11 protein-coding genes are annotated in these 10,729 nt (G+C 39.0%); 1 reads left to right on the plus strand and 10 read right to left on the minus strand.

The genetic code is table 11. The features are described 5' to 3' along the window. The 8 genes from NT145_08640 to pyk all read right to left on the minus strand — a co-directional run. Positions 1-2,432, minus strand: a 2,432-nt coding sequence (locus NT145_08640; protein ID MCX5782742.1) for an N-6 DNA methylase, incomplete at its 3' end; no start/stop codon positions are given. Between the two features lie 189 nt (positions 2,433-2,621). Beyond that, positions 2,622-3,137 (minus strand): ORF6N domain-containing protein, encoded by a 516-nt coding sequence (locus NT145_08645; protein ID MCX5782743.1) that lies wholly within the window; start codon positions 3,135-3,137, stop codon positions 2,622-2,624. 227 nt (positions 3,138-3,364) lie between these two features. Beyond that, the gene (locus NT145_08650) at positions 3,365-4,501 is read right to left on the minus strand and encodes an efflux RND transporter periplasmic adaptor subunit (protein MCX5782744.1); all 1,137 of its coding nucleotides are present in this window, start codon (positions 4,499-4,501) and stop codon (positions 3,365-3,367) included. A 97-nt stretch (positions 4,502-4,598) separates the two neighbouring features. Continuing rightward, complete coding sequence (locus NT145_08655; GenBank protein ID MCX5782745.1) at positions 4,599-5,843, minus strand: TolC family protein; 1,245 nt, start codon at positions 5,841-5,843, stop codon at positions 4,599-4,601. Positions 5,844-5,889: 46 nt separating this feature from the next. Further along, positions 5,890-6,291 carry a hypothetical protein gene (locus tag NT145_08660; protein ID MCX5782746.1) on the minus strand — a complete coding sequence of 134 codons (402 nt, stop codon included), beginning with the start codon at positions 6,289-6,291 and terminating at the stop codon, positions 5,890-5,892. A 101-nt stretch (positions 6,292-6,392) separates the two neighbouring features. Beyond that, positions 6,393-7,208 carry a hypothetical protein gene (locus NT145_08665; GenBank protein ID MCX5782747.1) on the minus strand — a complete coding sequence of 272 codons (816 nt, stop codon included), beginning with the start codon at positions 7,206-7,208 and terminating at the stop codon, positions 6,393-6,395. Then, complete coding sequence (locus tag NT145_08670; GenBank protein ID MCX5782748.1) at positions 7,205-7,519, minus strand: LapA family protein; 315 nt, start codon at positions 7,517-7,519, stop codon at positions 7,205-7,207. Before NT145_08670 ends, NT145_08665 begins: the two co-directional genes overlap by 4 nt. Before the next feature lie 12 nt (positions 7,520-7,531). After that, positions 7,532-8,557: a pyruvate kinase gene (gene pyk / locus NT145_08675; GenBank protein MCX5782749.1), complete on the minus strand. Its 1,026-nt coding sequence runs from the start codon at positions 8,555-8,557 to the stop codon at positions 7,532-7,534. Positions 8,558-8,842: 285 nt separating this feature from the next. Here pyk and NT145_08680 point away from each other — a divergent pair, with 285 nt between their 5' ends. After that, positions 8,843-9,214 (plus strand): protease inhibitor I42 family protein, encoded by a 372-nt coding sequence (locus NT145_08680; GenBank protein MCX5782750.1) that lies wholly within the window; start codon positions 8,843-8,845, stop codon positions 9,212-9,214. Between the two features lie 315 nt (positions 9,215-9,529). Here the strand turns inward: NT145_08680 and NT145_08685 are convergent, their stop codons facing one another. Together NT145_08685 and NT145_08690 are read right to left on the minus strand one after the other, a co-directional pair. After that, positions 9,530-9,898: a hypothetical protein gene (locus NT145_08685; protein ID MCX5782751.1), complete on the minus strand. Its 369-nt coding sequence runs from the start codon at positions 9,896-9,898 to the stop codon at positions 9,530-9,532. Further along, positions 9,898-10,590 carry a hypothetical protein gene (locus NT145_08690; protein ID MCX5782752.1) on the minus strand — a complete coding sequence of 231 codons (693 nt, stop codon included), beginning with the start codon at positions 10,588-10,590 and terminating at the stop codon, positions 9,898-9,900. Before NT145_08690 ends, NT145_08685 begins: the two co-directional genes overlap by 1 nt. Between the last annotated feature and the right edge of the window lie 139 nt (positions 10,591-10,729).

The following is a 10,729-nucleotide window of genomic DNA, read 5'->3' on the forward strand; positions in this document are numbered from 1 at the left end:
AGTTCCATCAGCCTTTGATAACGCTTCTCTTTGACCTCGGCAGGTACCGGGTCCCCAAGCGCCTCGGAGGCCGTGCCCGATTCAAACGAGAATTGGAATGCCCCGACGCGGTCGAAGCGCATCTCCTCGACGAAGTCCAAAAGTGTCTGGAACTCCTCGTCCGTCTCGCCGGGATAGCTATTAATTAGACTACCCCTTAACAATGGTTTCCATTCTTTTGAAGGCCTTTCACCTTTTTTAACATAAATTTGTCCTTTTGCCACATCGTCAGTTTGGGGAGGATCACCCTTACCTTTTTCAAACGGTTTCACTCCATTATAAACGTCACATTTCTCACTTAATGAAGTTGAATTAGAAAGAATCTTGTCAACTATGCCTTTTATTTCCGATGAACTGGACACATTAATTGGTTCACCTGTTTTGGGAATATCCTTACCCCTTAATTTTTGCTTAAAGTTAATTTTGTCTTTTTGCCTAATATCAATTATTACAGAGTCATTATTTTGTATCCCTTTCCTTGTATTTTTGAAGATTAAAACATGGGTATCTACAACCGCACTAAATACTTTTTCTGGCAATAAGAGGATTCTATCCCAAGAGTATTTTGTCGCTAAATATGAACGTATTTTTCTCAAACGTAAAGACTGCAACCAAGTATTTGAAACTATAACACCAAGCAGACCTTGCTCTTTAAGGAACTCTTCATATCGTTCTAAAAATAACAAATACAAATCTTTTTGATAGTCCTGATTTATATAAACTTCTGAGAAATACTTCTGCTGTTCATCAGAGATCATATATCCATATGGTGGATTTCCAATCACCACATCAAAACCACCGTTATCCATAATAGAATTGAAGCGTTCTTTCCAATTGAACTCTCTTATTTTATAATAATCATCACCAAAATATTTTTTCATTTCAAGCGTACTGCCCGAAATGAGAGAATTCCCACATTTGATGTTCCCTTCCAGTTTCGGAAGTATCCCTTGGCCTACAGGCACCCCGTGTTCATCTTCCAACATTTTAAGCATTAAAGAAAGCTTTGTTACTTCTACTGCTTGTTCATCTATATCAACTCCAAAAATATGATTCTTTAATATCTCACATTTTTCAGGAATAGTTAACCTAGCTTCCGCTTCCTCATGTTTTAAATCCAATCCTTGCTGATTTTCAGCACCCTTCTTGCGGGATTCTTTTTTTAATCGTTTATAGTATCCCAACATTTCCCCATAAGCACGTATTAGAAAACTGCCCGACCCGCAGGCAGGATCAAGTATTTTTATTTTCTTTGCTTTTGCGGGTGTTAATTCTTCAAGCAGTTTACCTACTGTATTTTTGACAATATAGTCAACAATATATTCCGGCGTATAATATACTCCCCCAGCCTTACGCACTTCTGCTTTCTCAACGTATCTGACTTGTTGCTCAGTTAAATGTATGGTATGTCCCAAATACTGCTCATAAATACTACCGAGCACTTCCAATGGGATCACATCAAACTGGTAGGGATTATACGTGTCCATTACAATTTCTTTCATTACTTCAAAATCTATTGCAAGTTCACCTTCCCAAGGTTGAGCAAGAAACAGATCGCTATCGAATGCACGGCGATAACCAGCAAAGGTGTCCTTCAAAAACAACATAGCTTTTGTTCCAACAGAACCAGTACGCTCTTCAAAAATATTATTGAGTTTTGCACCTTGATAAAGGGCGCGATCCTCGCAAAAACGAATAAAGATAATTCGGTCAAGAAGTTTTTGAGTGATTGATTTTAGGTAATCCGCATTAGCTTCGGAGTTATCTGAGGAAAACAATTTGTGGTTATTCTTGTAAATATCTTTTGCCAGAGATAACCGCCAGTTTTCTAGCGAATCAAGAACAGCCTTATCAACAGGTATCTTTTCTTTCGCTTTGGCTGTAAGAAGTTTGTTAATCTCTCCGTTTAGTACGGATTCTTTAGAAAGCTTCCAAATTTCATCAAATTCATCTAAGTATTCTTTCCAATTCAGGTCTAATTTTAGACCCTTTCTATAATTTTTTAAATCTGGTTTTATAGTTACATCAAATAACTTTAATCCTTCAAAATCAGTAAGCATAACAAAAGGGACATCTTTATGATTATACCCATAGTTAACTGCCTGTGAAACAAATTTATTAAGGTCTTCCCTTATTGCCTTGGCTTCAACAAATATTTCAGATTTGCCATCAATTTTTAAACTATAATCTACTCGTCCTCTTGAAACCTTATGTTCGGGCTTAACTTCGTTTATATCATTTACATCCCAGCCAAGAACATCCTTCAAAAACGGTTGTACATATCCGATTTTCGTTGCTTCTTCGCTATATTCATTGGTTTGCCCGGAAGCGAACTCCCGTTCAAATTTCTCTACTAGTTTTCTTAGATTTTCTTTCGCTTGTTCTTTTTGCATATTATCCCTATTTGTTTTCTTCCAGTTAAACTACTTCTTATCCCCCATATCCATCCCCCCGCATGGTTTCTATGAAACCAAGACAGCGGGGCTCCGATTTAGCGAGACTTATGGAGGTCGCCGCCATTACATCTTCATTCCTGGCATTGAGCCGCCCCCTCGAACTCCAAGGTTGAGAACGGCAACTGCTTATTTCAAAAATCCCACTTTTTTTCTTCTTGGCTCATCGTGAACTATCATTAATTGCCGTATAGCTTCAAAAATATTCTGAATTTCCCGATCATGCTTTTCATACTTTTGCTCCAATTTGTCAAGTTTTTCAGCTAATGCCTTATGAGTAGAAACAAATTGTCTAAGTTTAACAAAAGTTTTTATTATTGAAATGCTTATTTTCACAGCGGTGTCACTTTTAAGAACACTTGCTAACATTGCAACGCCATGTTCTGTAAATGCATAAGGCAAAACTGAAGAATGTTTAAGAGGTTTGAACCGGTCACAAATTGTGACCAGTTCATTTTTTTCATTTCTCGTTAACTGGAAGATGAATTCTTGCGGAAATCGTTCTTTGTTCCTTTTTACAGCTTGATTGAGGGCTTTTGTAGGCACTTCATATAGTTCAGCAAGATCTCTATCAATCATTATTTTCTGCCCGCGAATAACGAATATCCTCTGTTCTATACGATCATGTTGAGAAACAAGCTTCATTGTGCCTCTTAGTTTAGATAAGTTTTAGAAATCGTAAATCCTTTTCAATCTTCCCCCGCTGCCCGAACTGCAAAGTTAGGAGTGCAACAGGTTAAAGTTGAGCAACTACTGATATTGCTTCTCCCCGCCCTAGCGGGTATCGCAATGACGGCTTTCATGGATTCCCGATAATCCGCCGCGGCGGACGGGAATGACCCTTCGACTGCGCTCAGGGCAGGCACTTTATGCTATCTCACCGACTTCAGCTGGCTTTCGGAATCGATAAGGAAGTTGGCGTTTGTGACTACCATATCCCCCGCACTAAGACCCGAATCAACCGCGTAATAATCATCCGCGGCAAACGCGACAACAATTTCCCTGGGTTCAAGGTTGCCCTGCCCCTTGTCAACAAAAACAACCTTTCTTACCCCTGTATCAAACACGGCATTAGCGGGAACGGATAATTTTTTGCCCAACGGAACATATATGTTTACATTAACATACACCTCTGGCCTAAGGATATTTGACGAATTAGTAACTAAAATTCTTGCCGTAGTGTTCCTTGTTTCGGGATCAAGCGTAGGGTTCACGGCGATAATTTGTCCCTGAAATATTTTATCCGGAACAGAAGGTAAAGTTATCTCCGCTTTCATTTTAGGTTTAACAAATCCCAAATCATCTTCATAAATTGAAGCATAAACCCAGGCACGAGAACTCCCTTCGGTTATGAGAAGAGTCTTGTCGGGAACGCCTTTTGAGGCTAGCTCATTTACCTGCCCTTCGCTTAAACCCATCAGTTTCAGCTTGAACTTGGAAGCATCCAGTAAGGATTTTGCCCCTGAATCTGCATTACCGCCGGCCTTTGACTGCCCGTAAGTCTTAAGCGAACTTATAAATTCTTCCTCGGCATAATACAGGTCAGGGTCGTAAGCTACTTTTCCGACCGTCCTAATTGTTCTTTTGAGCTCTCTTACTTCGGCTTCGGCCGTTTGAACACCTATCATCTTTTGTTTTTCGGGCGATATGTTTATCGGGGCAAGGCCCTCAACTTTCTGCGATACAGGCGCTTCCCCTACCTCAAAAGGTTCCATTTCCATCCCCATGGAATCCTTTCCGGGCTTATCCGAAACTTCGCTCGGGTTCATTGTTGAGCGGTACATGACGGTCTTTTTGACCGTTTCTTTCTGCGGTGTTTCAACGGGGACAAGGTCCATATTGCAGACCGGGCACTTGCCTGACTTGGCAGCGGCATAATTTTGATGCATAGAACAGCAGTATTTGACCTTCGTTTTTGCGTTTGCTACCGATGAATGTTTTGAACACGAAGAAAATGTAAAAGGCAAAAACAGGCAACATAAACCGATAATAAGAATTTTAGTTTTCATTAAATACCTTCCTATTTTAGTGTCTGTTGAAAAAGTCCTCAACAGCCACTAATCTGTGTAATCGATCTTATAATCACTGTAATCAGGGTAGCAAACTCTAATTCAGAGCTACCCCCACCGCCGCTTCAAGTTCAGACAGATCGCGGTAATAATCGGCGATATATTGGTAGTAAGATAATTTATAATCAAGCAGGGCTGAGATGCTCGTTAGAAATTCCAGAAAATCGCGTTTATCTGCCTTGTACGCCGATCCCGAAACCTTCACGGATTGTTCCGCTTTCGGGATAATGCTGTCGCGGTAGAGATTGATGAGACGCAGGGTATTGTCTAAGGCAACGGTGTGTTCTTTTATCAGATACTGAACCATCAGTTTGGCGTTTAAGTTGTCCTGGTTTGACGCTTCTTTTTCACGGGCCATTTCAATAACGCCGGCACGCTTTTTCCAAAACCATAACGGAATGTTTATGCCGAGCATAATATCCGAACCCGCCCACTCCTCGTTCACCTTTTTTCTGCGGAAGGCGAGGTCAAAGTCCGGAGCGTATTCAAGATTCGCGGACTTTTTTCTATATACGCTTTGCTCAAAACGGGCTTCCTGCATCTTTGAAAGCGGGCTGTTTTGAAGAGCCCGGGTGGTAAGCTCTTCAATTGTCAGGCCTATCGGCGCGGGCAACAGTTCCTCCGGATTTCCGAGCGCTTCGCTCGGCCCTTTGCCTATCAGTAAATTTATCTGCGCCTTTTTCGTTTCTTTTTCCTGCGAAAGATTGGTTATCATCGCGGACATTTTTTCGGTTTCTATCTGCGCTTTAAGCACGTCATTTTGGGTTGTTTTCCCTACCACGTATTTTGACTCGGCGGTTTTGGCATACGACTTCATAATGTCAACGTACAGGCCGTAGGTTTCTATTGCTTTTGAAAGGAAATAATATTCGCCGTAGGAGGCCTGAAGCTGCTGAAGGATATTAAGCTCGGTATCTTTGTATGCCCATTCTATTTCATCAGCGAACGCTTTTGCTGTTTTTCCTTTGAAGTAGTTCTTTCCGGGAAATGGTATTTTCTGGCTTATCCCGTACATCTTTTCCATCGCTGATGAAACATCAAAACCGCCTTCGGGGATACTCCAGTACTCAACGATGAGCGACGGATCTTCCCACGTCTTTTCCTGAACCACTTTTGATTTGGATGCCTGCCACCGGGCGCGCGCAGCAAGAATTTCAGGATTATTGTTCTTCGCTCTTTTAATAAGCGAACTGAGGGTTTCAGTTTCCTGCCCGGGTATTTTAACAGCTAAGACAGCAATCATAGAAAAAACACTAATAAATAAGGATATTTTTTTTATCATAAATATTTTAAAGTACCCCGCCGGTTATTATTAAATTTCATTTAAATTATTTTCTGTTGGTTATGGAACTTATCTTGAAGTTCTTCCCTTCAGTTTTGCCGTTAACGGTAATCTGCAGGACACTGTCTTTTTGATTTAAGAAATTAACTACCATTTTGTCGCTGGACTTGCTTATGGGAATCAGTTTTCCGTCCGTAGTATAAATTGAATAACCGCTTGCCTTGCATGCAGGCATAAGCGCGCACGCTTTTGTATGCGTTTTAACAAATGCGCCGAGGTTTGCCTCATTACTGTTCGCGCACATATTATCAATTATGTCGCCCTGAAGCACTCTGTTCGCTGAAACAGAAACTGCTGATTTTCCTGCTTTGGCTTTCGCCGCAAAGACATACGTAGTTGCCAAAAAAACTAAACTGCATAAAACAATAAAAAAACCTAATCTCTTCATGTCTTCCTCCTTTTTTATTCAAATTGAAGTTAATTCTATTTCTTTTGAAACAGTAAAATCAATGAATTCCTTTACATAACATTACTTTGTCTTTGGCCATATTACCAGTACAATCCAAATCCTAAAGTGTTATATGTTTCATCGTTATAGGCAATAAAGTTCACGCTGAAAGCAAAATTTTCGGTAAGAAAATATCTCATTCCGAAAGCGTTTAAGGTGTCGGAATAAGATGACCGTTCATAAAATATTCTGCTCCATTCACCGTACACTTCAAGAGGTTTAACAATGCGGTATGCAACACCTATAGTTTCTGTCCGCGATGGAAAATCCCCAACTACACCGATTATTCCGCCCAAATCGCGGTTATTTCTTAACGACCAAGGTTCAACTGAACCGCCAAAAGAATTAACATTTTCAGAATAAGTAAATAGCGCTGTATTAAATCCTATTTTCAGGCTTCTTAAAATTGTCAATTTTATTGACGGACAATAAATATACTGGTTTAAGGTTCTTGAATCACCTGAGGTTTGCTGTTCATATATAGTGTCCTGGAAATACATCCCTAAACGGACTTTAAAATCTCTTTCGCCAAACGTATAACCTCCTGAAACATCCCAGGCGGTATATTTTAATCCGCCTCTTTCGGGTGAAAGAATAAAACCTGCCCCAGCATCTATATTTCTATTTACTTTGGTATTAACTTCGCCTCCGTAGCTTATCCTGCTTGAAGACCCCGAATAGCTTGAAGAGGTATAACTTGCGCTTACGGTAGTGCTTCGGGAAAGGGGAGCAAAAATTTCGGCATAGGTTGTCCTGTAATCGTGAGGCCCGATTGTTTCATTTACAGCAATGTAGCCGTAAAGAGTTGAATAACTGAGCAGGCTAATTACAATCAGATTTGAGATAATTTTTTTCATTTAGTTCTCCGAAAAATTTTCTTAAAAAAATTTTCTTTACTTTTTAAAACAGGTTCTTCCTGTTTTTTTTCAACTTCCGGTGACGGAACTTCTTTCGGCTGCTCGATAATTTTTCTTTTTTTCTTTAAAAGCATGGGTATCATAATACAAATACCCAAAAGGAGTCCTATGGCAAACGAAATCAAAATAACCGATGCCAAAGTGCTTACCGGCCTCCACATTAATAATGTCACGGCTATAGGTATCGGGTTTTGAAGCGCTACGACAACTGCTGCAAAAGCCACTAACAGCATGACAATCAAATAAACCATAAAATACCTCCCTTATTTGAGATAGAACCTGCTTTTCTCAGCATATGAAATTATTCTGTCCATTAGTTCCACACATTCTACCGGATAGTTTCCAACCGCCGTTTCAGCGGAAAGCATAACATAATCTGAACCGTCAAATATTGCATTAGCAACATCAGAAACCTCAGCTCTTGTCGGGATTCTATTTTCTGTCATGCTCTCAAGCATCTGAGTAGCTGTAATAACAAATTTTTTTGCGCGGTTACATTTTTTTATTATCTCTTTCTGAAATACGGGAACTTCATAAATGGGTATAGACACGCCAAGATCACCCCTAGCTATCATAATACCGTCACTAACACTAATGATGTCGTCAATATTATCTATTCCTTCCCTGTTTTCAATCTTTGAAATAATTTTTACTTTATCCGCATTCTTTTTAAGATATTCTTTAATCGCCAAGATATCTTTCTTGGTTCTAACAAAAGACTGAGCAATGAAGTCCGCGCCGTTATCAACACAAAAATCCAAATCTTTTTTATCTTTTTCAGTAAGGCCTTCAAAATCGAGATGCACCTCGGGCATATTAATGCCTTTATGTTCCTTTATTAATCCGGAGACAATAACTTCCGTCTTAAGAGTATCTTTCCCGACTGATTCAACCTTTAACGCTATATTTCCATCATCAATGTAAATATATTGCCCTTTTTTTATAATGGATAAGGGCCCTTCGTAATCTAATGGAACTATATTTCCTTCTCCCAGAACCTTTTGCTTAGTCAAAAATAATTTTCCGGCTTTTTTTACTTTTACAGGTCCGCCATTTTTGAGCCTTCCTATTCTTATGCGGTAACCTTCCAGGTCTCCCAATATTTTTATCTTCTTATTATATTTTTTGTTCAGCTTTTTGACCGACAATATCCTTTCAAGGTGTTTCTTATGGTTCCCGTGCGAAAAATTTAATCTCACAACATCCATGCCGGCTTTAATCATTGAAAGCAGAACATTCGTTTTTTCCGATGCCGGCCCTAGAGTACAAATTATCTTTGTCAAAGCCATTTCAGTCCTCTTATTGGCATAATCTATCTTTTTATTCTCTTCTGAATTTTATCAAAAATACTTGTTATTCGCAAATAACAAATAATTAAGGCATTATTCCTTTGATGAGGGTTAATAATAATAAACCCCGTTAGAAATAGTTTAATACCTGTTTATTCACAAAACAGCGAAAAGCCGTATTTTGCCAATCTCTGCAGTTATTGATTCTTCTTATCGCTTCACTATTTCTAACGGGGTAAAGGTTCAGGTCTTGAAATATGTTTAAACATTTAGTAGAATTATTGCATGAAAAAATCAATCCTTTTAAGTCTAATCTTCTTAGGATTTGTTTTAACATCGTTCTCGGCATCTAAGAGCCAAAAAACTTCCGATGCTCACCGCATCACGGTCAAACCGGGGCAAACTTTCCAAATCAAGCTCCAGGCAAACCCCACTACAGGTTATACCTGGCAGATGCAAAATCCGATTGATAAATCCTTCCTGACAGTTTTAAACAAAACATTTACTGCAAAAAGTAAATCGGCAGGAAATCCCGGAAACGAAGTTTGGCAGTTTAAAGCTTTAAAGAAGGGAACGATTTTTATAACCTTTGCCTACAGAAGAAGCTGGGAAAGCGAAGTGCAGAAGAAAGAGTCGTATGCCGTTTATATAAAATAGCGCTTCGTAATCATTTTTTACAGATATACTCAGCTCTATATAGTCTTCTATTATTTTATTACTGGCCTTTTAATCCGCAGGCAGTTTCTTACTAACCAAAAACAAACCATACCTTTTTAATTTTCTTTCTTTTATCCGCCTTCGCACCGTCCGCCAATGGCGGAGGCAGGGAAAACTCCTAACTTCTTTTAAGAGATGCTCGCCAATTGGCGAAGTCTCGCCTATGGCGGAAATGCGAAGAAGGACGGCGGATTTCGCCGAAGAAACCAAAGATACTATGGTCGTAAGACCATAGAGCTTCATTCTCAGATTTTTTTATTTTGATTGGGAAAGATATATTGCTGAAATGAATCCTACAGAAAGGCAGACTAGAAGCAAGAAAATATCTTTTGCGGTTTTAATCCCTATAACAAATGCGCTGCTTATTAAAACTAATGTTATAAGGGGAACGAATATTAAGTGAATAATTTTAACAATTTTATTTTTAAATAAAATTAAAATTCCCAAAAAAAGATACAACGAACAAGATGCGACAGCAGGAAAAAGCAGCCCTTCCATACCGAGATTATTTCCGGTTCTCATTTTGTAAGTCAAAAGATTTATTAGCTCAAAAGAAGCCAATAGGCCAAAAGAAATTTCAAGAATGCTGATAATAAGCAAGTTTAACGGCCTATTTTTATTCATTATTTTTTGTTTTTTCCTAATACAGAATTTATGTCTTTACCCAGATTTTTTACAAGGTAATCAACAGCGCTTTCTGCGGCATCAGCAGGCGAACTTCCCTGTTTTGTAATAGATCCTACCCAAACAACTTCAGCCGTTTCAACGTCAACCAGTTTGGCTATCAAACTAACCTGCGGTGATGTTGTAAATGTAATAGGAGTTCTATTGCTCTCTTTGCGTATTTTCGTGCCGGTTTGTTCTATTACCTCAATTGTTTTGCCGTCAACTTCTTTTTTTACGAGTGAATAAACCGGTTCAATAAACGTATTTTCACTTTCAGCGATTGTTGTTGTTTCTTTTTCCGGAGTATAAGAAGTAATTTCTCCGATAAGAAGGACGTCAACGCCAAGAAGTTTTCCCAATTGTTTTGTCATCTCGGGATTAATTGCGCCTTCAGCCCCGATCTTATTTTCCTTCATTATTTCCTTAAGTTTTGAACGCTCAACTACGGTAAAACCTTCTTTAATAAGATATTGGGCAAACATATCTTCTACACCTTTAACCGGGCTCTGACGGCTTGATACTTTAAGGACTCCTATTCTTCTGACGGAACTGAAGTTATATGTACGGCTAATAACTGAATGAACTGCGCATCCTGAAACAAAGATTAACGAAACTAGTAATAAAAATAGCCTTCTTTTGTTATTTATCACGATAATTAATCTCCTTTTATTTTAGCTAGATTTAGGAATCCTTATTCTTTTTTTGTTCGTATAGCAATGTCTTGGTCGTTAAATAAGTTACTTTTGACGGGCCATAATACTGGATCGGCCCGGGATAAAGATAACTTTC

Source organism: Elusimicrobiota bacterium (genome assembly GCA_026388075.1).
GTDB lineage: Bacteria > Elusimicrobiota > Endomicrobiia > Endomicrobiales > JAPLKN01 > JAPLKN01.

Coding starts and splice junctions, on each gene's coding strand:
- NT145_08645 (MCX5782743.1), bottom strand. CDS start 3,137: ATGAAGCTTGTTTCTCAACATGATCGTATAGAACAGAGGATATTCGTT.
- NT145_08650 (MCX5782744.1), bottom strand. CDS start 4,501: ATGAAAACTAAAATTCTTATTATCGGTTTATGTTGCCTGTTTTTGCCT.
- NT145_08655 (MCX5782745.1), bottom strand. CDS start 5,843: ATGATAAAAAAAATATCCTTATTTATTAGTGTTTTTTCTATGATTGCT.
- NT145_08660 (MCX5782746.1), bottom strand. CDS start 6,291: ATGAAGAGATTAGGTTTTTTTATTGTTTTATGCAGTTTAGTTTTTTTG.
- NT145_08665 (MCX5782747.1), bottom strand. CDS start 7,208: ATGAAAAAAATTATCTCAAATCTGATTGTAATTAGCCTGCTCAGTTAT.
- NT145_08670 (MCX5782748.1), bottom strand. CDS start 7,519: ATGGTTTATTTGATTGTCATGCTGTTAGTGGCTTTTGCAGCAGTTGTC.
- pyk (MCX5782749.1), bottom strand. CDS start 8,557: ATGGCTTTGACAAAGATAATTTGTACTCTAGGGCCGGCATCGGAAAAA.
- NT145_08680 (MCX5782750.1), top strand. CDS start 8,843: ATGAAAAAATCAATCCTTTTAAGTCTAATCTTCTTAGGATTTGTTTTA.
- NT145_08685 (MCX5782751.1), bottom strand. CDS start 9,898: ATGAATAAAAATAGGCCGTTAAACTTGCTTATTATCAGCATTCTTGAA.